Source organism: Variovorax boronicumulans NBRC 103145 (assembly GCF_001591345.1).
GTDB lineage: Bacteria > Pseudomonadota > Gammaproteobacteria > Burkholderiales > Burkholderiaceae_C > Variovorax > Variovorax boronicumulans.
This window is the reverse complement of record NZ_BCUS01000014.1, coordinates 54729-78903: the sequence shown is the minus strand read 5'-3', so window position 1 is coordinate 78903 and position 24175 is coordinate 54729. Positions and strand designations below refer to the sequence as shown.

Annotated in this window: 23 protein-coding genes; 19 read left to right on the top strand and 4 right to left on the bottom strand. The window is 69.3% G+C overall.

The window, feature by feature from the left end:
- Positions 1–198 precede the first annotated feature (198 nt).
- Positions 199–1140: a LysR family transcriptional regulator gene (locus tag VBO01S_RS06580; RefSeq protein WP_169805028.1), complete on the top strand. Its 942-nt coding sequence runs from the start codon at positions 199–201 to the stop codon at positions 1138–1140.
- A gap of 21 nt (positions 1141–1161) precedes the next feature.
- On the opposite strand, the gene VBO01S_RS06575 is transcribed toward VBO01S_RS06580, so the two are convergent.
- Positions 1162–2196: a transporter gene (locus VBO01S_RS06575; RefSeq protein ID WP_062472223.1), complete on the bottom strand. Its 1035-nt coding sequence runs from the start codon at positions 2194–2196 to the stop codon at positions 1162–1164.
- Between the two features lie 194 nt (positions 2197–2390).
- Between VBO01S_RS06575 and ppk2 the strand changes: the two genes are divergently transcribed.
- The 9 genes from ppk2 (at position 2391) to urtE (ending at position 12432) form a co-directional block, all read left to right on the top strand.
- Positions 2391–3317 (top strand): polyphosphate kinase 2, encoded by a 927-nt coding sequence (gene ppk2 / locus VBO01S_RS06570; RefSeq protein ID WP_174543625.1) that lies wholly within the window; start codon positions 2391–2393, stop codon positions 3315–3317.
- A 49-nt stretch (positions 3318–3366) separates the two neighbouring features.
- Positions 3367–4401 carry an extracellular catalytic domain type 1 short-chain-length polyhydroxyalkanoate depolymerase gene (locus VBO01S_RS06565; RefSeq protein WP_062472220.1) on the top strand — a complete coding sequence of 345 codons (1035 nt, stop codon included), beginning with the start codon at positions 3367–3369 and terminating at the stop codon, positions 4399–4401.
- A gap of 72 nt (positions 4402–4473) precedes the next feature.
- On the top strand, positions 4474–5907 hold the full coding sequence (locus VBO01S_RS06560; RefSeq protein ID WP_062472217.1) for an MFS transporter: 1434 nt from the start codon (positions 4474–4476) through the stop codon (positions 5905–5907).
- 45 nt (positions 5908–5952) lie between these two features.
- Positions 5953–6276, top strand: coding sequence for a nucleotide pyrophosphohydrolase (locus VBO01S_RS06555; protein ID WP_062472214.1), 324 nt, complete (start codon positions 5953–5955; stop codon positions 6274–6276).
- A gap of 117 nt (positions 6277–6393) precedes the next feature.
- The gene (gene urtA / locus VBO01S_RS06550; RefSeq protein ID WP_062472211.1) at positions 6394–7662 is read left to right on the top strand and encodes an urea ABC transporter substrate-binding protein; all 1269 of its coding nucleotides are present in this window, start codon (positions 6394–6396) and stop codon (positions 7660–7662) included.
- 162 nt (positions 7663–7824) lie between these two features.
- Positions 7825–9372, top strand: coding sequence for an urea ABC transporter permease subunit UrtB (gene urtB / locus VBO01S_RS06545; RefSeq protein ID WP_062472208.1), 1548 nt, complete (start codon positions 7825–7827; stop codon positions 9370–9372).
- Positions 9369–10601: an urea ABC transporter permease subunit UrtC gene (gene urtC / locus VBO01S_RS06540; RefSeq protein ID WP_062472204.1), complete on the top strand. Its 1233-nt coding sequence runs from the start codon at positions 9369–9371 to the stop codon at positions 10599–10601. The genes urtB and urtC overlap by 4 nt, the downstream gene beginning before the upstream one ends.
- On the top strand, positions 10598–11476 hold the full coding sequence (gene urtD, locus VBO01S_RS06535; protein WP_062472201.1) for an urea ABC transporter ATP-binding protein UrtD: 879 nt from the start codon (positions 10598–10600) through the stop codon (positions 11474–11476). Before urtC ends, urtD begins: the two co-directional genes overlap by 4 nt.
- Positions 11477–11739: 263 nt before the next feature.
- The gene (gene urtE, locus VBO01S_RS06530; protein WP_062472198.1) at positions 11740–12432 is read left to right on the top strand and encodes an urea ABC transporter ATP-binding subunit UrtE; all 693 of its coding nucleotides are present in this window, start codon (positions 11740–11742) and stop codon (positions 12430–12432) included.
- Positions 12433–12436: 4 nt separating this feature from the next.
- Here the strand turns inward: urtE and VBO01S_RS06525 are convergent, their stop codons facing one another.
- Entirely contained in the window at positions 12437–13249 is an 813-nt protein-coding gene (locus VBO01S_RS06525; protein ID WP_062472195.1) for an IclR family transcriptional regulator, read from the bottom strand.
- 98 nt (positions 13250–13347) lie between these two features.
- On the opposite strand from VBO01S_RS06525, the gene VBO01S_RS06520 reads away from it, so the two are divergent.
- The 9 genes from VBO01S_RS06520 to VBO01S_RS06480 all read left to right on the top strand — a co-directional run bounded on the left by VBO01S_RS06520 (position 13348) and on the right by VBO01S_RS06480 (position 22939).
- Entirely contained in the window at positions 13348–14133 is a 786-nt protein-coding gene (locus VBO01S_RS06520; RefSeq protein WP_062472192.1) for an enoyl-CoA hydratase-related protein, read from the top strand.
- A 2-nt stretch (positions 14134–14135) separates the two neighbouring features.
- A complete protein-coding gene (locus VBO01S_RS06515; protein WP_062472189.1) occupies positions 14136–15299 on the top strand; it encodes a CaiB/BaiF CoA transferase family protein in 1164 nt (387 codons plus the stop codon).
- Positions 15300–15345: 46 nt separating this feature from the next.
- Positions 15346–16314 carry a Bug family tripartite tricarboxylate transporter substrate binding protein gene (locus VBO01S_RS06510; protein ID WP_062472186.1) on the top strand — a complete coding sequence of 323 codons (969 nt, stop codon included), beginning with the start codon at positions 15346–15348 and terminating at the stop codon, positions 16312–16314.
- Positions 16311–17078 (top strand): enoyl-CoA hydratase/isomerase family protein, encoded by a 768-nt coding sequence (locus tag VBO01S_RS06505; RefSeq protein WP_062472182.1) that lies wholly within the window; start codon positions 16311–16313, stop codon positions 17076–17078. The genes VBO01S_RS06510 and VBO01S_RS06505 overlap by 4 nt, the downstream gene beginning before the upstream one ends.
- A gap of 116 nt (positions 17079–17194) precedes the next feature.
- The gene (locus VBO01S_RS06500) at positions 17195–18451 is read left to right on the top strand and encodes an MFS transporter (RefSeq protein ID WP_062472179.1); all 1257 of its coding nucleotides are present in this window, start codon (positions 17195–17197) and stop codon (positions 18449–18451) included.
- Positions 18452–18524: 73 nt separating this feature from the next.
- Complete coding sequence (locus tag VBO01S_RS06495) at positions 18525–19202, top strand: hypothetical protein (protein WP_062472177.1); 678 nt, start codon at positions 18525–18527, stop codon at positions 19200–19202.
- Positions 19199–20749, top strand: coding sequence for an alkaline phosphatase D family protein (locus VBO01S_RS06490; RefSeq protein WP_062472174.1), 1551 nt, complete (start codon positions 19199–19201; stop codon positions 20747–20749). Before VBO01S_RS06495 ends, VBO01S_RS06490 begins: the two co-directional genes overlap by 4 nt.
- Before the next feature lie 89 nt (positions 20750–20838).
- Entirely contained in the window at positions 20839–21849 is a 1011-nt protein-coding gene (locus tag VBO01S_RS06485) for an aldo/keto reductase (protein WP_062472171.1), read from the top strand.
- Between the two features lie 151 nt (positions 21850–22000).
- Positions 22001–22939 carry a VTT domain-containing protein gene (locus VBO01S_RS06480; protein WP_062472168.1) on the top strand — a complete coding sequence of 313 codons (939 nt, stop codon included), beginning with the start codon at positions 22001–22003 and terminating at the stop codon, positions 22937–22939.
- Between the two features lie 10 nt (positions 22940–22949).
- Here VBO01S_RS06480 and VBO01S_RS06475 read toward each other — a convergent pair whose 3' ends face one another.
- Positions 22950–23369, bottom strand: a complete 420-nt coding sequence (locus tag VBO01S_RS06475) for a hypothetical protein (RefSeq protein ID WP_062472244.1) — start codon at positions 23367–23369, stop codon at positions 22950–22952.
- Entirely contained in the window at positions 23366–24139 is a 774-nt protein-coding gene (locus VBO01S_RS06470; protein ID WP_062472247.1) for a LysM peptidoglycan-binding domain-containing protein, read from the bottom strand. Before VBO01S_RS06470 ends, VBO01S_RS06475 begins: the two co-directional genes overlap by 4 nt.
- Between the last annotated feature and the right edge of the window lie 36 nt (positions 24140–24175).

Below are 24175 nucleotides of genomic sequence, written 5' to 3'. Positions count from 1 at the left end.
GGGCCGCGGCGCCGGCGGGCAGCAGGCCGGCCAGCAGGGCGGCGGCGGCCATGAGGGCGGCGCAAAGGGATCGCTTCGTCGGTTCGGTCATCGCGGGTCTCCGGGGTGCCAGGGCGGTGGGCGGATTCTGGGCAGGCCGGGGGAGGGCGACAAATGAGAAATCCGAGCGTACTCATACCGTTGCCGATATAAATGGCCATGGCCTCCTTCCTTGAACGAAACCTCACGCTGCGCCAGCTGCGGCTGCTCAGCCAGCTGGGCCGCACGCTCAGCCTGAGCAAGTCGGCCGAGCTGCTCAACACCACCCAGCCCGCGCTGTCGCGCACGCTGGCCCAGCTCGAGGCCACGCTGCAGGTGCGCCTGTTCGAGCGCACCACCAAGCGCATCGCGCCCACGGCGGCGGGGCTGAGCATGGTCCGGCACGCCGACCGCGTGCTGGGCGAGCTGATGCTGGCCGAGGAGTCGCTGCGCGACCTGCGCGTGGGCGTGAGCGGCGAGCTGCGCCTGGGCGTGCTGCCGGTGTTCTCGGCGCAGCGGCTCGCGGCCGCGCTGCTGCAGGCCTCGCAGATGCTGCCCCACGTGCGCCCGATGGTGCAGACGCTGGAGATCGAGGACCTGCACGGCGCGCTGCAGGACGGGCGCATCGACCTCATGCTCGCGCACGCGGAGTGGACGGTCGACCTCAACCGCGTCGAGGTCACGCCGCTGTACGAGGAGTTCAGCAGCATCGTGGCGGCGCCGCGGCACCGGCTGGCGCTCAAGCGTGCGCCGACCTGGGCCGAGGCCGCCAACGAGCGCTGGGTGCTGCCGCCGCACCGCACGCCGCTGCGACCCAAGCTGGACCGCATGCTGTCGGTGCACCGCCGCCCGGGCGGGCCGCATCCGGCCGACATTCAGGCCGACTCGGCCCCGCTCGCGCTGCACCTCGTGCGCAGCTCGGGCCTGCTGTGGGCCACCGCCAACCACTACGCCGAGGACTTCGAGCGGCGCGGGCTCGTGCGCCGCATCGCCATGCCGGGCGAGCTGCTGCGCGGTCCCATGTGCGCCTTCCGCCTGCGCAGCGAGGCGATGAACACGCCCACGCGCGTCTTCCTGCAATGCATGCAGGATGCGGCCGTTGCGCCGCTGCCGTCGGACTGACCGAGCCGGCGCTGCCGCGCCTCAGCGCTTCTTGCGGAACGCCGTCCAGGCGGCCACGGCGGTGAAGGTGGCGACGATCGCCACCACGATCCAGAACCCGTGCCTGTGCTCCGCCAGCGGAATGCCGCCCACGTTCATGCCGAACAGGCCGGCCAGGATGTTGATCGGCAGCGCCAGCACCGTGACCACCGTCAGCACGAACAGGCTGCGGTTGTTGTCCTCGTTGACGTTGGCGGCGATTTCTTCCTGCAGCAGCTTGATGCGCTCCTGCAGCGCCTGCATGTCGCGCAGCACCACCGAGAACTCCTCGGTCGAGCCGCGCAGTTCCTGCACGTCGGGCTCGGCCATCCAGGCCGGCGGGCCCTGCAGCAGGCGGAACAGCGCGGCCGGCTCGGGCGCCAGCAGCCGCTGCAGCCGCACCAGCAGCCGGCGCAGCACGCCCAGGCGCGCGCGCTTGTGGTCCAGGCGCCCGGCCAGCAGCTCGTCCTCGATGCGGTCGATGCGCGAGGTGACGCCGCGCACGATCTTCACCAGCACGTCGGCCTGCGCGCGCAGCAGGTGCTCGAGCAGCTCGGTGCTCGAGCGCGGCGCCTCGCCCGCCTTCACGGCCGTGCGCAGCGCGTCGACCGAACGCAGCGGCTTGGTGCGCGCCGTGACCACCAGGCGCGGGCCGACGCTGATCCACAGCGTGGAGATGTCCGAGGGCTCGAAGCTGAACTCGAAGTGCACGTCGTTGATGACCGCGATCAGCGAGTCGTCGGCGCGCTCGATGCGCGTGGAGGGCAGGCCTTCGTGCAGCGTCTCGTAGAAGGTGTCCGACAGGGCGGCGTGCCGCACCAGCCAGCGCTCCGCATGGGCGTGGCTCAGGTTGAAGTGCAGCCACACGTAGGCGTTGCTGTCGCCGAGCTGGCCGGCATCCGCCAGCCACGCGGCGGCCTGCGCCGAATCGATCGCCCGCGCGGGTTCCGGCGCCGCGGCGTCGAACAGGTAGCCGCAGATCAGCCCGGCTTCGTCGCCGCCATAGGACTGCGCGGCGAGGTCATGAAATGCCGACAAGGTGCGTGGTCAGAAAGGACGTGTGAACAGGCGGCCGGCCGATCGGCGGGCTGCCAGCGTGCCCCGGATGGTGTTCGTGTCATGTGACAACGGCGTGTCGGCTTACAGAAAACAGCCGCAAAACCGTCACGCCGCCGTCATGCGGCGGGTGCAGCATGCTTTTTGTCTACCCGCCACTCTTGCCCCTTTTCATCATGCTGACGAGCGCACTTCCCGACCACGAAGACCTGATGCAACGCATCGCCCGCGACCTGATCGACAGCTACGACGAAGAGCTCGAACTGGAGATCGAAGACCGCAACCTCGACGGGCTCGACCCCGGCTCGGCCGTGTCTTCCGTGTCCGACAAGGCGGCGCGCCAGGCCTATTTCAAGGAACTCTTTCGCCTGCAGGGCGAGCTGGTCAAGCTGCAGGACTGGGTGCAGCACAGCAAGCAGAAGGTGGTCATTCTTTTCGAAGGCCGCGACGCGGCGGGCAAGGGCGGTGTCATCAAGCGCATCACCCAGCGCCTGAACCCGCGCGTGGCCCGCGTGGCCGCGCTGCCCGCGCCCAACGACCGCGAACGCACCCAGTGGTACTTCCAGCGCTACGTGGCGCACCTGCCGGCCGCCGGCGAGATGGTGCTGTTCGACCGCAGCTGGTACAACCGCGCCGGCGTCGAGCGCGTGATGGGCTTTTGCAGCGACGACGAGTACGAGGAGTTCTTCCGCACCGTGCCCGAATTCGAGAAGATGCTCGTGCGCTCGGGCATCAAGGTCATCAAGTACTGGTTCTCCATCACCGACGACGAGCAGCACATGCGCTTCCTGGGCCGCATCCACGACCCGCTCAAGCAGTGGAAGCTCAGCCCCATGGACCTCGAGAGCCGCCGCCGCTGGGAGGAATACACCAAGGCGAAAGAGATCATGCTGGAGCGCACCCACATCCCCGAGGCGCCGTGGTGGGTGGTGCAGGCGGTCGACAAGAAGAAAGCGCGCCTGAACTGCATCAGCCACCTGCTGGGCCAGCTGCCCTACCAGGAAGTGGCGCACGCGCCGGTCGAGCTGCCGGCGCGCGAGCGGCATGACGACTACCTGCGCCAGCCCGTGCCCGCCAGCATGATCGTGCCGGAAATCTACTGAAGGCTTCGCGGCCGTTTGGCCGCCCGGCGCTTTGCCTGCACACTGCGCCATGGCCCGTCGCTCCACCGCTTCTTTCTTCGCCCGCGCCTATGAGCGCAACCTGAAGGCGCTCACCAAGCTCACGCTGAGCAACGGCAAGCGCGTGGCCGGCCAGGTGCAACGCGCGACCGCCAAGCGGCTCAAGCCGCCGCCCGGCAAGGGCGACTGGATCAGCGGCATGGCGATGGGCGCGGGTGGGGCGCGCGGCTATCACCTGTTCCGTCCGGCCGACCTGGTGCTGCAGCCCGGCGAGAAACTCCCGCTCATGGTCATGCTGCACGGCTGCGGCCAGACCGGTCGCGACTTCGCGGCCAGCACGCGCATGAACGCGCTCGCGGTGCGCCAGCGTTTCCTCGTGCTCTACCCCGAGCAGGACCGCATCGCCCATCCGCAGGGCTGCTGGAACTGGTACGAGCGCCGCTCCGGCAAGGCCGACGCCGAGGCCGCCACGCTGATGGCCGCCGTCGACCAGGCCTGCATGCTGTACCCCGTCGATCGCGACCGCGTGGCCGTGGCCGGCCTGTCGGCGGGCGCGAGCATGGCGGCGCTGCTGGCTACGCGCTACCCGAACCGTTTTCGCGCGGTGGTCATGCACTCGGGCGTGGCGCCCGGCGCCGCGAAGTCGTCGGCCACCGCGCTCGGCGCCATGCGCGGACAGCACGTGCCGCCGATGCCCGTCACCGCGGTCGGCAAGGCCATGGGCGCGGCGGCCGTCTTCACGACGCTGCCGCCGATGCTGGTGCTGCACGGCGACGCCGACGCTGTGGTGGCGCCCAGCAACGCCATGAGCAGCGCGGCCGTCTGGGCCACCGCCGTGGGCGCGCACGCCGGCATCGCGCGCGACCTGCAACGCGGCCAGCGCCGCGCCATGCGCGTGACCGACTTCAAGCGCCAGGGCCGCACCCTGGTCACGCTGTGCGAGATCGCGGGGCTCGGCCACTCGTGGAGCGGCGGGTCGCGGGGGCAGCTGTTCAGCGACCCGCTCGGGCCGGATGCCACGCGCATGACGTGGGCCTTTGCGTCCGCGCAGTTCGACAAGCGCTGAACGCGCGGCGCCCTGCGCGCATGACCTCGCAGGTCATTGCCGCGATGCCGGCCGGTGCCGACAGTGGGGGGCATGACCTCGTCGAACCCTGCCGTTCCTACCTCATCGATCACGTCCGCCACCCCGGGCCCGCTGGGCCTGTGGGTCATGCTCAGCGGCACCTTTCTGGTGGTGCTCGATTTCTTCATCGTCAACGTCGCGCTGCCGTCCATGCAGCACGACCTGCAGGCCAGCGCGGGCACGCTGCAGCTGGTGGTCGCGGGCTACGGCCTGGCCACCGCCGCGGGCCTGGTCACGGGCGGGCGATTGGGCGACCTGTTCGGGCGGCGCCGCATGTTCATGCTCGGCCTGCTGTTGTTCACGCTCGCCTCGGCCGCCTGCGGCGTGGCGCCGAACGCCGGGCTGCTCGTGGCCGCGCGCCTGCTGCAGGGCCTGGCCGGCGCGCTGCTGCAGCCGCAGGTGCTCGCGATGATCGGCCTGGCCTACGCGGGCGAAGACCGGACGCGCGCCTTCGCGGCCTACGGCCTCACGCTGGGCCTGGCGGCCACGCTGGGGCAGCTGGTGGGCGGCGCGCTGATCCATGCCGACCTCGCGGGGCTCGGCTGGCGCAGCTGCTTTCTCATCAACGTGCCCATCGGCCTGCTGGCCCTCGTGCTCGCGCCGCGCGTGGTGCCGCCACTGGCGCAGGGCCGGGGCGACAGCCGGCTCGACCTCGCCGGCATGGCGCTGGTCGCCGCCGGTTCGGTGGCCGTGGTGCTGCCGCTGGTCGAAGGGCGCCAGCAGGGCTGGCCGCTGTGGAGCTGGCTGTGCCTGGCCGCCGCGGTGCCGCTGTGGGGCCTCTTCGCGGGGCAGCAGCGCCGCCTTGCGGCACGCGGCGGTGCGCCGCTGGTGGCGCCGGCGCTGCTCGCCAACCGCCGCTTCGTGACCGGGCTGCTCACCACGCTGGCCTTCTATGCCGGCAACGCCTCGTTCTACTTCGTGCTCGCGCTGTACCTGCAGCAGGGGATGGAGCTGGGCGCGCTCCACTCGGGCATCGTCTTCACGGCGCTGGCCGTCGGCTTCTTCGCGACCTCGATGGCCGGCGCCCGCATCGCCCGCCGCTTCGGCGGCACGCCACCGATCGCGCTCGGCGCGCTCGTGCTCGCGGCGGGGCATGCGCTGCAGTGCGCCAACGTGGCCGGCTGGCCGGGGCACGCGCATGTCGTGGCGTGGATGGTGCCGCTGCTGTTCGTGCAGGGCGCGGGGCTCGGCATGGTGATGGCGCCCCTGGTGTCCACCGTGCTGGCCGGCCTGCCGCCGCAGCACGCGGGCGTGGCTTCGGGCGTGCTGTCGATGGTGCAGCAGGCGGGCAATGCGCTGGGGGTGGCGTTGGTCGGGATCCTGTTCTATGGGCAGTTGGGGCGCGAGGCGGACTACACGGCCGCGTTCGGCGTGGCGCTGGTCTATCTGATGGTGTCGGCGCTGCTGGTGGCGGTGCTGCATGGGCGGGGAAGTCGCATGGCGTAGCCGGGCGGCCATGCCAAACTCGCGGAAGACCCCCGCAGGATTGACATGGCCACCGAACTTCAAGCACTGACCCAGGCCTTGCGCGACTTCGCGCAAGCCCGCGACTGGGAGCAATTTCACTCCCCGAAGAACCTCGCCGCCGCGCTGTCGGTCGAGGCTGCCGAGCTGCTCGAACATTTCCAGTGGCTCACCGAAGCGCAAAGCCGGGCGCTGCCCGCAGACCAGCGCGCCGAGATCGGCACCGAGATCGCGGACGTCCTGCTCTACCTGCTGCAGCTGGCCGACAAGCTCGGCATCGACCCGGTCGAGGCGGCCAAGCACAAGATGCTCGCGAACGCAGTGAAGTACCCGGCCCCGCCACCCGCCTGAGTACCTCCGTGTACGCCACCCGGCGTATTTCCCCTTTGTGGTGCGTTCCGCAGACTCCTCTCCATCGCCAGCCCCGCGCTGTCGACAAGGTTCAACCCACCCGGAGCAGGAGTCCACATGCAACGTCGTTTCACACTCAAGGCGCTCACCGCCGCCGTCGCGCTGGCCAGCATTTCTGCTGCGCCTGCATTCGCAGCCGACACCATCAAGGTCGGCGTGCTGCACTCGCTGTCGGGCACGATGGCCATCTCGGAAACCGTGTTGAAGGACACGGTGCTGATGGCCATCGACGACATCAACAAGAAGGGCGGCGTGCTGGGCAAGCAGCTCGAACCGGTGGTGGTCGATCCGGCCTCCAACTGGCCGCTGTTCGCTGAAAAGACCAAGCAGCTGCTCGGCCAGGACAAGGTCTCGGTGATCTTCGGCTGCTGGACCTCGGTGTCGCGCAAGTCCGTGCTGCCGGTGGTCGAGGAAATGAACGGCCTCTTGTTCTACCCCGTGCAGTACGAGGGTGAAGAGCTTTCGAAGAACGTGTTCTACACGGGCGCCGCGCCCAACCAGCAAGCGATTCCGGCCGTCGACTACCTCATGAGCAAGGAAGGCGGCGGCGCCAAGCGCTGGGTGCTGCTGGGCACCGACTACGTGTACCCGCGCACCACCAACAAGATCCTGCGCGCCTACCTCAAGAGCAAGGGCGTGGCCGACAAGGACATCGACGAGAAGTACACCCCCTTCGGCCACAGCGACTACCAGACCATCGTCGCCGACATCAAGAAGTTCTCGGCCGGCGGCAAGACGGCGGTGGTCTCGACCATCAACGGCGACTCCAACGTGCCCTTCTACAAGGAACTGGGCAACGCGGGCCTGAAGGCCAAGGACGTGCCGGTGGTCGCCTTCTCGGTGGGCGAAGAAGAACTGCGCGGGGTGGACACCAAGCCGCTCGTGGGCCACCTCGCGGCATGGAACTACTTCATGTCGATCAAGAACCCGACCAACACGGCCTTCATCAAGCAGTGGAGCGACTACGCCAAGGCCAAGAACATCGCCGGCCACAAGGACAAGCCGCTCACCAACGACCCGATGGAAGCGACCTGGATCGGCATCCACATGTGGAAGCAGGCGGTCGAGAAGGCCAAGAGCACCGACACCGACAAGGTGATCGCGGCGATGGCGGGCCAGACCTTCACGGCGCCGTCGGGCATCGTCTCGAAGATGGACGAGAAGAACCACCACCTGCACAAGAGCGTGTTCATCGGCGAGATCAAGGCCGACGGGCAGTTCAGCGTGGTGTGGAAGACGCCGGGCCCGGTCAAGGCCAAGCCGTGGAGCCCGTACATCGAAGGCAACGACAAGAAGCCTGATCACCCCGCTGGCAAGTCGATGTAACTGGGGCTCGCCCCCAGGCTGCGCGCACTTCGTGTCGCTTCGCCAACCCCCTACCGGGGGCAACACCTGAGGCCCGGCAAAGCCGGTTCCTCGGTGTTCCCGAATGAGAGAACCGCTGTGCATCCATTACTGCGCTCAATTTGTTCCTGCACGACGGCGCTGTTGCTGCTGGCAGCAGCGCCTGTCCACGCGCTGACCGCCGACGAAGCCAAGGCCATCGCCTCCGGTGAATCCGAAGCCCGCATCGCCGCGCTCAACAAGGCCGTCCTCACCGCCGACGACAAGACCGCCGCCTTCATCCAGGCGATGTCCGACGACGCCGTGAAGTACACCGAAGACAAGGTCTTCGTGATGAAGGACGACAAGGGCTACGACCCCGTCACCGGCGCCGAGCTGAAGGTGCCCGACACCGCCGAAGACGTCGTCAACAACAACCTCATGCGCGGCGCGCTCGATGCCGCGCAGGCCGCACTCAAGCTCACGAGCACCGATGACGCGGTGCGCGCCGAAGCCGCGCAGGCGCTCTTCAAGGAGCCCGACGAGTCGCGCATTCCGATGGTCGAGAAGGCGCTGGCCGCCGAGACCAACCCGAAGATCAAGGCGCAACTCGAACTCGTGCGCGCCGCCAGCATGCTCACCAGCGCCGACAAGGCCAAGCGCCTGGCCGCGGCCAAGGAACTCGGCAACAACCGCAGCCCCGACACCAAGCTGCTGCTCAACCAACGCCTGGCCGACGAGACCGAAGCCGACGTGAAGGCGGCCATCACCGCATCGATCGCGAACATCGACGGCGCGCTGGTCTGGGGCGACCGCATCAACGCCGTGTTCAGCGGCATCAGCCTGGGGTCGGTGCTGCTGCTCGCCGCGCTGGGCCTGGCCATCACCTACGGGCTCATGGGCGTCATCAACATGGCGCACGGCGAGCTGATGATGATCGGTGCCTACGCCACCTACGTGATGCAGGGCATCTTCCAGAAGTACATGCCCGAGGCGGCGTTCGGCTGGTACCTGGTGGCCGCCATTCCCGTGTCCTTCCTCGCCTCGGCGCTCGTGGGCGCGGTGCTCGAGCGCGGCGTGATCCGCTTCCTGTACGGCCGTCCGCTCGAGACGCTGCTCGCCACCTGGGGCATCAGCCTGATGCTGCAGCAGCTGGTGCGATCGCTCTTCGGCGCGCAGAACGTCGGTGTCGAGAACCCCGGCTGGATGAGCGGCGGCTTCACCATGCTGAGCAACGTCACGCTGCCGTGGAACCGCATCTGCATCATCGTCTTCGCGGCGCTGGTGCTGCTCGCGATGGGCTGGCTCATCGGCCGCACGCGCCTGGGCCTGTTCGTGCGCGGCGTGACGCAGAACCGCCCGATCGCCTCGTGCATGGGCGTGAACACCGCGCGCATCGACACCTATGCCTTCGCGCTTGGCTCGGGCATCGCGGGCCTGGCGGGCTGCGCGCTGAGCCAGATCGGCAACGTCGGCCCCGACCTGGGCCAGAGCTACATCGTCGACAGCTTCATGGTGGTCGTGATGGGCGGCGTCGGCCAGCTCGCGGGCACCGTGTATGCGGCGCTGGGGCTGGGCATTCTCAACAAGTTCATCGAAGGCTGGGCGGGCGCGGTGCTCGCGAAGATCGCGGTGCTCGTTTTCATCATCATCTTCATCCAGAAGCGCCCGCAAGGCATCTTCGCCATGAAGGGCCGGAGCGCAGAAGCATGAGCAAGGTCGTACTCCCAACCAAGGGGCCGCTGCTGAGCGGCAAGGGCTGGACGGCCTTCTTCGTCGCGCTGATCGTCGTGTGCGCCGTGGCGCCCGTGCTCAACATGTGGGTGCCGGCCGACAGCCCGCTGCACATGAGCGACTACGCCGTGGCGCTGGTCGGCAAGATCATGTGCTACGCCATCTGCGCGCTGGCCATGGACCTGATCTGGGGCTACACCGGCATCCTCTCGCTGGGCCACGGCCTGTTCTTCGCGCTGGGCGGCTACATGATGGGCATGTACCTCATGCGCCAGATCGGCCGCGACGGCAACTACAAGAGCGACCTGCCCGACTTCATGGTGTTCCTCGACTGGAAGGAACTGCCCTGGCACTGGACCTTCAGCGGCAGCTTCGGCATGACGCTGCTGCTCATCGTGGCGGTGCCCGGCCTCATCGCCTTCGTGTTCGGCTTCTTCGCCTTCCGCTCGCGCATCAAGGGCGTGTACTTCTCGATCATCACGCAGGCCATGACCTTCGCGGCCATGCTGCTGTTCTTCCGCAACGAGACGGGCTTCGGCGGCAACAACGGCTTCACCGACTTCAAGCGCATCCTGAACATCCCGATCGCCACGCAGGAGATGCGCATGACGCTCTTCGCGCTCACGGGCCTCACGCTGCTGGGCTTCTTCCTCTTCGCCAAGTGGCTCATCGGCAGTAAGTTCGGCCGCGTGCTGCAGGCCATTCGCGATGCCGAAACGCGCGTGATGTTCTCGGGCTACAACCCGCTGCCGTACAAGCTCACGATCTGGGTCATCTCCGCCGTCATGTGCGGCGTGGCCGGCGCGCTGTACGTGCCGCAGGTCGGCATCATCAACCCGGGCGAGATGAGCGCGGCCAACTCCATCGAGATCGCGGTGTGGGCCGCGGTGGGCGGGCGCGCCACGCTGATCGGGCCGATCCTTGGCGCCTTCATCGTCAACGGTGCCAAGAGCTGGCTCACCGTGGCTTACCCCGAGTACTGGCTGTACTTCCTGGGCGCCTTGTTCATTGCTGTCACGCTGTTCCTGCCGAACGGCATCGTGGGGTTGGTGCGCAAGTGGTTGTCGCGCGAGAAGACACAGAAGGCCGCAGCGCCGGCTGCGAAGGAAGCGCGGCGCGAGCCCGCCGCCGCGCACCCCGCGCATGCCGAGCCCGAAGCAACCGTGCAGGCGCCTCTGGTCGCCGAGGTGAAGGGAGCCCGCGCATGACCCCCGACCTGATGGAAGCCGGCGCCGAGCGCGCCGCACGCGCAGCCGGTTTGCACGCGGCCACGGGCCAGACCGAATCGGGCGGCCGCACCGCCGACTTCGGTCGCCATGTCACGCCGGGCGAGGTCGACATCACCCATGGCCGCATCCTGTACCTCGAAGACGTGAGCGTGAGCTTCGACGGCTTCAAGGCCATCAACAAGCTCTCGCTGGACATCGCGCCGGGCGAGCTGCGCTGCATCATCGGCCCCAATGGCGCGGGCAAGACCACGATGATGGACATCATCACCGGCAAGACCCGGCCCGACTCGGGCACCGTGTTCTTCGGCAGCACCATCGACCTCCTGCGCCACCGCGAGGCCGACATCGCCCAGCTGGGCATCGGCCGCAAGTTCCAGAAGCCGACGGTGTTCGAGCACCTCACCGTGTTCGAGAACCTCGAGCTCGCACTGAAGACCGACAAGGGCGTGCGCGCCTCGATGCTGTTCAAGCTCGACTCGGCGCAGAGCGACCGCCTGGCCGAAGTGCTGGAGACCATCCACCTGGCCGACAGCGTCTCGCGCCTGGCCGGCAACCTGAGCCACGGCCAGAAGCAGTGGCTCGAAATCGGCATGCTGCTCATGCAGGACCCGAAGCTGCTGTTGCTCGACGAACCCGTGGCTGGCATGACCGACGAGGAAACCGCCCGCACGGCCGAGCTGTTCCTCACGCTCAAGGGCAAGCATTCGCTGATGGTGGTGGAGCACGACATGAGCTTCATCCGCACCATCTCCGAGATCGTGACCGTGCTGTGCGATGGCTCCGTGCTCGCCCAAGGCACGCTCGACGAAGTGCAGGCCGACGAACGCGTGATCGAGGTCTACCTTGGCCGGTGAACTTGTCGCCGCGGCCAGAGCCGCCGGCATCAACGCCACGACCAGCGCCCGGTGGGCGGTGCGGCGTGGGCGGCCCCTCTGTGCCGCCGAGGAGCGCAGCGTTTCGCGGATCAGGGCTCGCAGCTGTTTGAGCGAAGCGAGTTCTGCGAGACCCCGCGAAACGCGAGCACCGCAGGGCAGCCCGAAGGGCCGGCACAGTGGGGCCGACCGCGCCGTGCCGCACACCGGGTGCCCTCGATAAAGACCAAGGAAGGCGTCCCACCATGCTGACAGTCAAGAACATCCACCAGTACTACGGCGGCTCCCACATCCTCCGGGACGTGAGCTTCGAGGCCACGCTCGGCAAGGTCACGGTATTGCTCGGCCGCAACGGCGTAGGCAAGACCACGCTGCTGAAATCGCTCATGGGCCTCGTGCCCATCAAGAGCGGCAGCATCGAGCTCGAAGGCAAGCCGATCCACAAGGCCACGCCCTACGACAGGGCCAGGGCCGGCATCGGCTTCGTGCCGCAGGGCCGCGAGATCTTCGCGCGGCTCACGGTCGAGGAGAACCTGCGCATGGGCCTGGCCTACAAGAGCGGCGGCACGCCCATTCCTGCGGAGCTGTTCGAGCTGTTCCCCGTGCTCAAGCAGATGATCAACAGAAGAGGCGGGGACCTGTCAGGCGGGCAGCAACAGCAGCTGGCCATCGCACGCGCCCTCGCGCCCAAGCCCAAGCTGCTGATCCTCGACGAGCCCACCGAAGGCATCCAGCCCAGCATCATCAAGGACATCGGCCGCGTCATCCGCATGCTCGCCGACCGCGGCGACATGGCCATCGTGCTGTGCGAGCAGTACTACGACTTCGCGCAGGAGCTGGCCGACGACTACCTCGTGATGGAGCGCGGCGAAGTCATTGCGCGCGGCCTGGGCAAGGACATGGAAGCGCAGGGCGTGCGGCAGCTGGTCGCGATCTGACGCGCTACCGCGCCCACGTCTTGCGCAGGTCGGACGCAAGGCGCAGCAGCAAGTCTGCGTGCGTCTGCAAGGCATCCGCCGACACCTCGCCCGTCGTCGGAAAACTCACGTTCATCGCATAGAGGCTGCCTGACGGTGCACGCAGCGGCAGCGCCACCGCCGTCATGCCCGGCGCCCAGTTCGCGTGGCAATAGCCTTGCGCGTCCACCGCACGCAGGGCCGCATCCACCTGCCGCTGCAGCGCGGGCCAGTCGCTGCCATGCGCCTTGCGCAGCCGGCCCAGCAAGGCCTTGCGTTCCGTCGCCTGCATGCCCGCCAGGAAAGCGCAGCCCAGCGACGTGCTCGCGATCGGCAGACGCGAGCCCGGCAGGATGCGCCGGAAGATGCCCAGCCGGCTGAAGCGCACCGAGTCCAGGTACACCATCTCCAGCTGGTCGGCCACCGCCAGGCCCACGTTCACGCGCCGGCCCTCGGCCAGCGCGCGCATCAGCGGCAGGGCCTGCGCCAGCGTCTGCTCCGAGGTGCGGAACGACAGGGCCAGGCTCAGGCACGCGGCCGTCAGCCGGTAGCCGCGCTGCTCCAGGTCGTAGGCGAGAAAGCCCGCGTCCACCAGCGAGCGCGTCAGCCGGCTCACCGTGGGCCGCGGCAGCTGCGTGCGATCGGCCAGCTCCGCGTTGGTCAGCACGTCCACTCCATGCCGGAAGGCGCGCAGCAGGGCCAGCCCGCGTTCGAGCGAATGGCTGCCCGGCGTGCTGCGCACGAAGGTGCCGGTCGACTGCGTTTCGGCCCGGGTGGAGGTGGAGCGGGGCGTGGGCATGATTTCGGTGAGCGAAATTGCAGCATTGTCACCGCCAGGGTGCGCCGGAATACTGAGCCCATGCCCGACACAGGGCGAGCAACGAACCGGAGACACGCTTGGAATTCACGGAACTCAGGTACGCGGTGACCGACCGCGTCGCCTCGATCACCTTCGACCGCCCCGACCGGCTCAACGCCTGGACGCCCACGCTGGAGGCCGAGCTGCGCGAAGCCATCCACCTGGCGCAGGCCGACGACGACGTGCGCTGCGCCGTGCTGACCGGCGCCGGGCGGGGCTTCTGCGCCGGCATGGACATGGCGGTGCTGGGCGCAGTCGCCCGGCCGCCCGTGCTGCAGGCGCCTTCGGACGACGACCTCGCGCAGCGCTACGGCTACCTCGGCGGCTTCGACAAGCCGCTGATCGCCGCGATCAACGGCGCGGCGGCGGGCGTCGGGCTGTGCCTCGCACTGCATGCCGACCTGCGCTACGTGGCGGCCGGCGCCAAGCTCAGCTTTCCCTATGCGCGCCGCGGCCTCGTGGCCGAGCACGGCACGGCCTGGCTGCTGCCGCGCCTCATCGGCCCGATGCATGCCGCCGACCTGCTGCTGACCGGCCGCACCGTGCTGGCGGAGGAGGCCGACCGCATGGGGCTGGCCTGCCTGCTGCCGGCCGAGGGCTTTCTCGACGCGGTGCTCGCGCGCGCCGGCGAAATTGCGAACGCCGCCTCGCCGCGCGCCACCCGCGTCATCAAGCAACAGCTGCGTGCCGCCCGCTACCAGACGCTGGGCCAGGCCACGCGCGAGGCCGACCGCGAGATTGCTGCCTGCCGCGACACCGACGACTTCCGCGAGGGCGTGCAGCACTTCCTCGACAAACGCGCCCCCCGATTCACAGGACATTGAACATGACGAACCCTTTGCACCACATCGCCGCCGCGCAGCCGCTGGCCGGCATCAAGGTCATCGAGGTCGGGCAGAACATCGCCGGGCCGTACGCGGGAGAGATCCTGTCCTCGCTCGGCGCCGAGGTGGTGAAGATCGAGCGGCCCGGCGCGGGCGACGACGCGCGCGGCTGGGGCCCGCCGTTCTGGCGCGGCACCGCGACCACCTTCCAGGCCATGAACCACGGCAAGAAGAGCATCGCGCTCGACCTGAAGAACCCGGCGCACGTGCAGTGGCTGCGCGAGCACGCGGCCGAGGCCGACGTGCTCATCCAGAACATGCGCCCCGGCTCGCTCGAAGAACTGGAGCTCGGCCCCGACGTGCTGCGCGCGCTCAACCCCCGGCTGGTGTACTGCTCGCTCTGGGCCTTCGGGCACAAGGGGCCGATGCGCCTGGCGCCGGGCTACGAGCCGATGGTGCAGGCCTTCGCGGGCATCTTCAGCATCAACGGCGCCGAGAACGGCCCGTCGGCGCGTGTCGGCATGCAGGTGCTCGACCTGGGCACCGGCATCTGGGCCGCGCTGGGCTGCATCGCCGCGCTGCTGCGGCGTGCGACCACGGGGCAGGGCTGCGTGGTCGACACCTCGCTGTTCGAGACCGCGCTGGGCTGGCTGCAGGTGATGATGGCCGGCTTCCACGCCACCGGCCGCCAGCCCGAGCGCCACCGCAGCGGCAACCCCAACGTGGTGGTGTTCCAGGCGCTGCCCACCGAAGACGGCGAGATCGTCGTCGCCGCCGCCAACGACCGCCTGTTCGCCAAGCTCGCGCGCGCCGTGGGCCACGACGAATGGACGCGCGACGAACGTTTTGCGAGCAACGCGCTGCGCGTGCAGCACAAGGCGCTGCTCATCCCCGCGCTGGAGGCCGTGTTCCGCACCCGCTCGACGCAGCAGTGGCTCGACGCGCTGGAGCCGCTGGGCATTCCGTGCGCACCGATCCAGGACTTCGCGCAGGTGCTGGCGCAGCCGCAGACCGAGGCCATCGGCATCTTCCAGACCGTGCCCGACGAGGAGCTGCGCATCGTCGGGCTGCCGCTGTCCTTCGACGGCCAGCGCCCGCAGGTGCGGGCCCGCGCGCCCGGCGTGGGCGAGCACAACGAGGCGCTGGGTGCCGGGGCGCTCGGCTGAGCGCCCACCGGCCACGACATTCAAAAACAGACAGGAGACACATCCCATGCAAAGAAGACACTGCCTCGCCTGGCTGGCGGGCCTGCCGTTCGCGGCCACCGCCACCGGTGCCGCCCAGACGCAAGACAAGGACAAGCCGATCCAGATCATCGTGCCCTTCGGCCCCGGCGGCTCGGGCGACATCTCGGCGCGCATGCTGGCCGAGTTCCTCACGCGCAAGACAGGTCGCGCGGTGGTGGTCGACAACCGCCCCGGCGGCAACGGCATCATCGGCGTGGAGGCGGTGCGCAACGCGCCGGCCGACGGCTCGGTGCTGCTGCTGGCCACCACGTCCACGCACCTGGCCAACCCCAGCCTGTTCCGCAAGCTGCCCTACGACCCAGGCAAGGACTTCCGGCTGGTCGGCTCCTTCGGCCCCGGCTCCACCTACATGCTGGTGCGGCCCGACGCGCCCTACAAGACGCTGCAGGAGTTCGTGGCCGCCGCGAAGAAGGCGCCGGGCAGCATCAACTACGGCCACTTCAACGCGACCTCGAAAGTCACGGGCGCGCTGTTCGCGCACGAGGCCGGCATCGAGCTCGCGCCCATTCCGTACAAGCAGGTGAGCCAGGCGATGTCGGAGCTCATCGCCGGGCAGATCCAGGTGGTGTTCACCGACACCGTGGCCGGCGACGCCTTTGTGGCCTCGGGCCAGCTGCGCGCGTTGGCCGTGCACAGCGACGCGCGGCTCAAGCGCTACCCGGCGCTGCCGCTGATCGCCGAGACGTACCCGAAGTTCACCATCCGCGGCGGCTTCCTCGGCATTGCCGTGCCGGCCGCGACGCCGGTGGAGATCCAGCAGAAACTCAACACCTGGATCAACGAGGCCGTGACCACCGACCCGATCCGCTCGCGGCTCGAGGGCTTTGCCTTCGCGCCGGCCAAGGTCAGCCTCGCCGACCTTGCCACCTTCGAGCGCCAGGAGCGCGAGAAGTGGAAGGGCTACGTCGACATCGCCAAGCTGGAGGTCCAATGAGCCACATCGCATCCCTCGACGCGGGCCACGCGCACGTCGCGCTGCTCGAAATCCGCCGCGGTCCTTTCAACTACGTGAACGAGGCGCTGCTGCGCGAGCTGGCCGACCACCTCGACCGGCTCGACGCCGACCCCGGCTGCCGCGCTATCGTGCTGGCCGCTGAGGGGCGCGCCTTCAGCGCCGGCGCTGACTTCAACAGCGGGGACGACGAAGGCACCTCGCGCGACCCCGGCCCGTTGTACGCGCAGGCGATGCGGCTCTTTCGCAGCACCAAGCCCCTGGTCGCCGCGGTGCACGGCGCGGCGGTGGGAGCGGGCCTCGGCCTTGCGGTGGCGGCCGATTTCCGCGTGAGCTGCGCCGAGGCGCGCTTCAGCGCCAACTTCAACCGCCTCGGCTTTCATCCGGGCTTCGGCCTGAGCGCGACGCTGCCGCGCCTCGTCGGGGCGCAGCAGGCCGGCCTGCTGTTCTTCACCGGGCGGCGCATCGGCGGCGAGGAAGCGCTGCGCATCGGCCTCGTCGACCAGCTGGTGCCGGCCGACGAGGTGCGCGTGAGCGCGCTGGCGCTGGCGGGCGAGATCGCGCTGTCGGCACCGCTCGCCGTCGAAGCCACGCGCGCCACCCTGCGGCGCGGCCTGGCCGACGCCGTGGCCGAGGCCAACCGCCACGAGCGCGAGGTGCAGTGCGTGCAGTTCGCGACCGACGACTTCAAGGAAGGCGTGCGCGCCATGGCCGAGCGCCGGGCGCCGCAGTTCCAGCGGCGCTGAGGCTTCGTCTGCAAGACGGTACCGACGCGCCGCACGAGAGGATCTTCACAATTTAAGGGTTTACCCTAGAATCGGGCCTTGCCCGCGTCCGCCGGGCACCCCCCAGGAGCCCGGCCTTGAACGCCTCACCGTCCGCCCGCGAAGGCGCGGAAACCACCGCCATTGCACCGTCCGTCTCGTCCGCCCAGTTCCTGCGCGCGGTGCTCGCATTGGGCGTCGGCGGCTTTGCCATCGGCACCGGCGAGTTCGTCATCATGGGCCTGCTGCCCGAGGTCGCGAAGGACATCGCCGTCACCATCCCGCAGGCCGGCCACGTCATCAGCGCCTATGCGCTGGGCGTGGTCATCGGCGCGCCCGTGCTCGCGGTGCTGACCGCCGGCTGGGGCCGACGCGCACTGCTGATCGCGCTGATGGCCGTGTTCGCGGCCGGCAACTTCGCCAGCGCGATGGCGCCCGGCTACCTGTCGCTCAACCTGCTGCGCTTTGCCACCGGCCTGCCGCACGGCACCTACTTCGGCGTGGCCGCGCTCGTGGCCGCCACGCTCGCGCCACCGGGGCGGCGCGCGCGCGCCGTCGGCCTCGTGATGCTGGGGCTCACCGGCGCCACGCTGGTCGGCGTGCCCATCGCGGCGTGGCTGGGCCAGCTGTTCGGCTGGCGCGCGGCCTTCGTGTTCGTGGGTGTCATCGCGCTCGTTGCGGTGCTGCTGTTGCGCCGTGACGTGCCCGACATCGCACCCGCCGCCGGCGCCAGCCCGTGGCGCGAACTCGGCGCGCTCAAGCGCAAGCAGGTGTGGTTCACGCTCGGCATCGGCGCCATCGGCTTCGGCGGCATGTTCGCCGTGTTCAGCTACATCAAGCCCACGCTGATCGAAGTGGCCGGCCTGCCGCTGGGCGGCGTGCCTTTTGTGCTCGCGCTGTTCGGCCTGGGCATGGTCATGGGCAACCTCGTGGGCTCGCGGCTGGCCGACAAGTCGCTCATGCGCACCATCGGCGGCGTGCTCGTCTACGCGGCGCTGGTGCTCGCCAGCTTCACCTTCGCGGCGCACCACGTCGTGACCGCGGCCTTCACCGTGTTCCTGATCGGCACCACCGTCGCCATCGGCCCGGCCCTGCAGATCCGCCTGATGGACGTGGCCGGCGACGCGCAAACGCTCGCCGCCGCGCTCAACCACTCGGCCTTCAACATGGCCAACGCCCTCGGCGCCTGGCTCGGCGGCGTCGCCATTGCGGCCGGCCTGGGCTGGACCTCGACCGGCTGGGTCGGCGCGCTGCTCGCGCTTGCGGGCGTGGGCATCTTCGCCTGGGCGGTCGCGAGCGCGCGTGCGGATGCGCGGCGGCCGGTGGCTGTGGCTTGCGAAGGGTCGGCGGGCTGAGACGCCGTTCTGCAGTGGCGGTGCTGTAAGAGAAGGGCGCCAGAATCAGGCACGTTCCTGACGGCTGGAGTCCATGCAGATCCTTCGAGTGTTTGTGGCGGTGTGCCTCGCGGCGATGGGCGTCGCCATGCTGTGTGTCGCGCTGCTGTCGGCGCTTGATGCCGCGGTCATTCTTTCTTCTTACGACAAGGTCGAGGGTGTCGTCACCGGCGCCGGCAACACAGAGGTCCGGGTCGACTACGTCCGGCCCGACGGCCGACGGGCTGTCTTGTACGCACGCAGCGGCGGCAAGTTCGATGCACGCCCCGTGGGCAAGAAGGTCGCGGTCCTGCTGCCTCCGAAAGATCGGTTGGACGGCTCGCTCAAGCCGATCCTCAAGGACGACCTGAACCCCGTCGCTATGGAATTCATGTTCGCGGTGCTCTTTCTTGTAGGCGCATTGGTGATCTGGGAGGGACGCTCCGGCGGTGCTTCTTCGCAGTCGAGCGAAGACCTGCGCACGAGGGGCGTCGACACCCATTCGAAAGAGCCCGAGCGGCCAGTGCGCCCGCAGGCGTCGATCGACTTCGAGCACGCGAGCGCCAACACCCGCGAGATGGATCTCACGCAGCTGGCGCGCCTGCAGGCGTTGATCGACCGCGAGTACACGAGCGTCGACACCCGGCAGAGGGAGCTCGACCGGCAAGCGCGCCTGCAGGCATCGATCGACCTCGAGATCGCCGAGCGACGCGCCAAGAAAGACGCCCGATGACCCCTCCGTTTTTCACCCGCCGACGCCTGCTGCACACCGGCCTCGCCGCCGCCGCGCTCGGCCATCCCTTCCTGCACCTGCGTGCCCAGCCCGCGGCGGCGCGCGACCCGTTCACGCTGGGCGTTGCCTCGGGTGCACCGCGGCCCGACGGCATGGTGCTGTGGACGCGGCTCGCGCCCGAGCCGGTGCAGGGCGGCGGCATGGGCGAGGCGCCCGTGGCGGTGCAGTGGGAGGTGGCCGAGGACGAGCGCTTTCGTCGCATCGTGACCAAGGGCACGGCCAGTGCCACGGCCGACCTTGCGCACTCGGTGCACGTCGAAGTGCAGGGCCTGCGCCCGGGTCGCCCCTACTGGTACCGCTTCACCGCCGCCGGCACGCGCAGCCCCGTCGGCCGCACGCGCACCGCGCCGGCCGACGATGACGCCGCCGTGCAGCCGCTGCGCTTCGCCTTCGCCTCGTGCCAGCAGTACGAGGAGGGCTACTACGCCGCCTACCGCGACATGGCCGCGCAGCCGCTCGACTTCGTCGTGCACCTGGGCGACTACATCTACGAAAGCACGCGCGGCTCGCACAACGTGCGCCGGCACGAGGGCGGCATTCCCACCGACCTCGCCGGCTTTCGCAACCGCTACGCGCTCTACAAGACCGACCCGCACCTGCAGGCCGCGCACGCGGCCTTCCCGTGGCTCGTGACCTGGGACGACCACGAGGTCGCCAACGACTACACCGACGACGTCTCGCCGCGCACGCCCGATCCGGCGCAGTTCCTGGCGATCCGCGCCGCTGCTTACCAGGCCTGGTACGAGCACATGCCCGTGCCCGCCTCCATGCGCCCGCGCGGCGCCAGCGCGACCATCTACGGGCGCCATCGCTTCGGCCGCATGCTCGACGTGATGCTGCTCGACGGCCGCCAGTACCGCTCGCACCACGCCTGCCTCCCGGGCCGCAGCACCAAGCCGCTGGTCGACTGCGCCGACCGGCTGGCGCCGGAGCGCAGCCTGCTCGGCATGCAGCAGGAAGCCTGGCTCGCGAACGAACTCGCCACGCCGCCGGCGCGCTGGACGGTCATCGCCCAACCCACCTTGCTCGCCGAAGCCGACCGCCAGCGCGGCCCCGGCCACGGCTACTGGATGGACGGCTGGGACGGCTACGCCGCCGCGCGCACGCGCCTGCTCGACGCGCTGACCGCCAACCCGTCGCGCGGTGGCGATGCGCTGGTGCTCGGCGGCGACGTGCACGCCTTCTGGGCCGCCGACCTGCGCCGCGCGCCGCAGGGGCCCGTGGTCGCGACCGAGTTCGTCGGCGGCGCCATCACCTCCGAAGGGCCCAGCGTCGCCAGCGTGGCCCACATGCGCGCAAAGAACGAACACCTGCGCTACGGCCGCGCCGACAAGCGCGGCTACGGCCTCATGACGCTCGACGCGCGCGGCTGCGCCGTCGAGTTCCGCGCGGTGGACGACGAGAAGAACGCCGACTCCGCCGTGGCGGCCATGGCCCGCTTCTCGGTCGAACGCGGCGCGCCAGGCGTGCACCTCGAATCCACCTGAATCTCCAGCGCCTGCAGGAATGCGCGGCCGTGCCTATGATGGCCGCCGCCTCTTTCCCTCCCTCTCCCACCTTCTCGGAGCGAGCCTGCATGAGCATCCCCACCACCCGCCTGGGCCGTACCGGCCTCACCGTGTCCCGCCTGGCCCTGGGCACCATGACCTTCGGCCTGCAGACCGACGAGGCCGTGTCGCACCAGATCCTGGACAAGGCCGCCGACGCCGGCATCAACTTCCTCGACACCGCCGACGTGTACCCGCTGGGCGGCACCATCGAGACCACCGGCCGCACCGAAGAGATCATCGGCAACTGGCTCGACAAGCAGGGCCCCGCGGGCCGCCGCCGCTTCGTGGTCGCCACCAAGGCCGTCAACAAGGTCGGCCCCAACCCCTGGGACCAGGGCGCCTCGCGCAAGCACCTGCTCGACGCCATCGACCTCTCGCTCAAGCGCCTGAAGACCGACCACGTCGACCTGTACCAGCTGCACATGGACGACCGCGAGACCCCGCTCGAAGAAAGCCTCGAGGCGCTCGACGTCATCGTGCGGTCGGGCCGTGCGCGCTACATCGGCGTGTCGAACTTCCTGGCCTATCGCCTGGCCCGCGCGCTGGGCAAGGCCGAGCTGCACCGGTTCACGCGCTTCGTGTCGGTGCAGCCGCGCTACAGCCTGCTGTTCCGCGAGATCGAGCGCGAGCTGCTGCCGCTCGCCGCGGAAGAGGGCCTGGGCGTGATTCCCTACAACCCGCTGGCCGGCGGCCTGCTCACCGGCAAGTACAAGCCCGGCGCCAAGCCCGAGGAAAACACCCGCTTCACCCTCGGCACCGCCGGCGGCATGTACCAGGACCGCTACTGGAACGACCGCAGCTTCGACACCGTCACCCAGCTGCACGCGCTGGCCGACGAAGCCGGTGTGCCGCTGGCCACGCTGGCCGTCGCGTGGGTCATGGCCAACCCGCTGATCACCGCGCCGCTGCTGGGCGCCAGCCGTCCCGAACAGCTCGACGCCACCGTGGCCGCCGCCAGCTACACGCTTGACCCGGCGCTCAAGCAGAAGCTCGACGCGCTCACCGCCGAGTACCGCAAGGGCGACGCGCCCCGCTGAGCGAACGGGGCGTGCCGGCGCCCCGGATGGCCTGCGCGCAGTACGTGCTTGGGTCATGCGGGAGAATCGCGCCCGGCATGAGCACATCCCACACCCCCTCCCGGCGCGCCGCCCTGCGGACCCCGGCAACGACCGAACGGCGGCCTGCAGCATGGCGCAGCTGATGTCGCTGCTGGTGCAGAACGCGATCCTGGTGGTGTTTGCCGCCAGCTTCGCCGCGCGCCTGGGCCTGCCCGTGCCGGCCGCGGCCGTGCTGGTCGTCACCGGCGCGCTGCTGGCGGCGGGCGACGTGTCGGTGGTCGGCGTGGTGCTGGCCGCCGTGGTCGCCAACCTGCTGGGCGACGGCGCGTGGTTCTATGCCGGGCGCCGCTTCGGCTACCGCTTCATGCGGCTGCTGTGCCGCATCTCGCTGTCGCAGGACTCCTGCGTGCGGCGCGGCGAATCGCTCATTTCCGACTGGGGCGGCATGTCGCTCGTGGCCGCCAAGTTCGTGCCCGGCGTGTCCGTGGTGGCGCCGCCCATGGCCGGCGCATTGGGCATGTCGGTGCGGCGCTTTGTCGGTTTCGACATCGTGGCCGCGCTGGTCTGGACGGGCCTGTTCCTCGGCCTGGGCTGGCTCTTTCGCGACCAGATCCAGCAGGTGCTCGCCGTGCTGGCGCAGGCCGGCGGCATCGCCACCGCCGCGCTCGGCGTGGTCCTGCTCGTGATGCTCGCCGTGCGCTACTGGCGCCGCCGCGCCTTCGCGCGGCTCACCGGCATGCCGCGCATCAGCGTCGACGAACTGTTCGACCTGATGAGCGGCGATGTGCCGCCGCTGGTGATCGACGTGCGCGGCGAAGCCGGCGTGCAGGTCGACCCGCGCCGCATTCCGGGCGCGCTGTCGTACACCCTCAAGGCGCTGCAGCAGCGCAACCTGGACCTCACCATCGACCCCGACCGCGACGTGGTGCTGTACTGCAACTGCCCCAACGAAGTCTCGGCCGCGCAGGCTGCGCGCGTGCTGCTGGCGCGCGGGGCGCGGCGGGCGTTGCCGCTGACGGGGGGGTTGGATGCGTGGGTGGCTTCGGGGCGGCCTACGAGCCTGCACTAAAGGCGGACGCTCAATCCAGGCGTGTCATGGGACACGACAGGATCAGCCGCTCCTCCAGCGGAGAGTTGGCCCAGTCGGGCAGGGCGCGGTTGCGGTACGACTCCATCGACTGATAGCCCTGCACGCCCCAGCTGTACGTGCTGAGCCGTTGCACCTCGATCACGGGGTACAGGCATTGGCGGCTGGGAGACTGGAGGCGAAAGGCGATCCGCTCACCTTCTTTCTTGTCCAACTCGTTGTCAAGAACCTCATAGCGTGAGGGCTTGCAGATGCTGAAGCTCGAGTTCCATTCGATGGTCTTGGTTCGCACATACAGGCCGCCCGAGCATGCGCGGCCTGTTCCGCTGAACTTGCCTGTGAACGGTGCGTCCGCAAGGGCGGTGCATGGCCCGGCCAGGAAAAGCGCGATCAGCGCGAATGTTCGAGTCATCTGCATACCGCCTCCTGCGCCTTCCGTACTGCGGGTAGTGCGTGGTCCATTTTTCGGGCGTAGTTGGCATCGCCGACGTTGTAGCGTGCGGCAATGCGCGATGAAGTGAGAGGCATCCATCCCGTGATGACTTTCTTGACTTCCGCCTTCTGGTACTTCAGCACCTGACCCGCCTTGAGCAGGTGCGCAGACGGGTTGAGCTTCTTCATGACCTCCGGCGTGCTCCCTTGCTCCTTGGCGATTCTTTCAAGACTGTCGCCGTCCTTCACCGTGACCTCATGGATCTTGCCGTCCGTGCTCAAGATGCTCCTGAACTCGAACGTTGCCATGCGCATCAAGAGATAGCCGATGCCTGCGCGAATGTTCGATGCGGGCTCGGCCCTGACCGAGCTGGCAGACAGGCTGACTCGAAGAGAGGGCGGAACGACCAGGTCGCCGCCTTCGCGGTCCCCGAGCAGCGCCATCAGTCCGGCATCCGAGGCATTGCCGATTTGCATGGGCTTGGTCTTCCAGGAAGGCGCCTTGGCGCCGGTTTCCACCCACAGCATGGCCTTGACCACCTGCCAGTCCAGCGGGACATAGCCCGGTGTGCGCGAGAGGTGCATGTTGTATTCGTTGACCGCCGAGCGGATCTCGCAGTCATAGGCGTTCCATTGGTCGTCGGCCTTGTCGATGCCATCGGCCCAGCTGTCAAAGCCTGTCCTCGGCCGGGGCGTCGGGTGCCTCTTGTTCGCAGGCCCCGAAGCCAGACGATGTGCGGTGTTTTCCATGCAGTCCTCCCTTTGTATGTATTGCAGGTCCGGCTT

Bases quoted from the DNA above. Each gene is read 5' to 3' on its own strand.
- VBO01S_RS06580 (WP_169805028.1), top strand. From the start codon at position 199: ATGGCCTCCTTCCTTGAACGAAACCTCACGCTGCGCCAGCTGCGGCTG.
- ppk2 (WP_174543625.1), top strand. From the start codon at position 2,391: ATGCTGACGAGCGCACTTCCCGACCACGAAGACCTGATGCAACGCATC.
- VBO01S_RS06565 (WP_062472220.1), top strand. From the start codon at position 3,367: ATGGCCCGTCGCTCCACCGCTTCTTTCTTCGCCCGCGCCTATGAGCGC.
- VBO01S_RS06560 (WP_062472217.1), top strand. From the start codon at position 4,474: ATGACCTCGTCGAACCCTGCCGTTCCTACCTCATCGATCACGTCCGCC.
- VBO01S_RS06555 (WP_062472214.1), top strand. From the start codon at position 5,953: ATGGCCACCGAACTTCAAGCACTGACCCAGGCCTTGCGCGACTTCGCG.
- urtA (WP_062472211.1), top strand. From the start codon at position 6,394: ATGCAACGTCGTTTCACACTCAAGGCGCTCACCGCCGCCGTCGCGCTG.
- urtC (WP_062472204.1), top strand. From the start codon at position 9,369: ATGAGCAAGGTCGTACTCCCAACCAAGGGGCCGCTGCTGAGCGGCAAG.
- urtD (WP_062472201.1), top strand. From the start codon at position 10,598: ATGACCCCCGACCTGATGGAAGCCGGCGCCGAGCGCGCCGCACGCGCA.
- urtE (WP_062472198.1), top strand. From the start codon at position 11,740: ATGCTGACAGTCAAGAACATCCACCAGTACTACGGCGGCTCCCACATC.
- VBO01S_RS06525 (WP_062472195.1), bottom strand. From the start codon at position 13,249: ATGCCCACGCCCCGCTCCACCTCCACCCGGGCCGAAACGCAGTCGACC.
- VBO01S_RS06515 (WP_062472189.1), top strand. From the start codon at position 14,136: ATGACGAACCCTTTGCACCACATCGCCGCCGCGCAGCCGCTGGCCGGC.
- VBO01S_RS06510 (WP_062472186.1), top strand. From the start codon at position 15,346: ATGCAAAGAAGACACTGCCTCGCCTGGCTGGCGGGCCTGCCGTTCGCG.
- VBO01S_RS06505 (WP_062472182.1), top strand. From the start codon at position 16,311: ATGAGCCACATCGCATCCCTCGACGCGGGCCACGCGCACGTCGCGCTG.
- VBO01S_RS06495 (WP_062472177.1), top strand. From the start codon at position 18,525: ATGCAGATCCTTCGAGTGTTTGTGGCGGTGTGCCTCGCGGCGATGGGC.
- VBO01S_RS06490 (WP_062472174.1), top strand. From the start codon at position 19,199: ATGACCCCTCCGTTTTTCACCCGCCGACGCCTGCTGCACACCGGCCTC.
- VBO01S_RS06485 (WP_062472171.1), top strand. From the start codon at position 20,839: ATGAGCATCCCCACCACCCGCCTGGGCCGTACCGGCCTCACCGTGTCC.
- VBO01S_RS06480 (WP_062472168.1), top strand. From the start codon at position 22,001: ATGGCGCAGCTGATGTCGCTGCTGGTGCAGAACGCGATCCTGGTGGTG.
- VBO01S_RS06475 (WP_062472244.1), bottom strand. From the start codon at position 23,369: ATGACTCGAACATTCGCGCTGATCGCGCTTTTCCTGGCCGGGCCATGC.
- VBO01S_RS06470 (WP_062472247.1), bottom strand. From the start codon at position 24,139: ATGGAAAACACCGCACATCGTCTGGCTTCGGGGCCTGCGAACAAGAGG.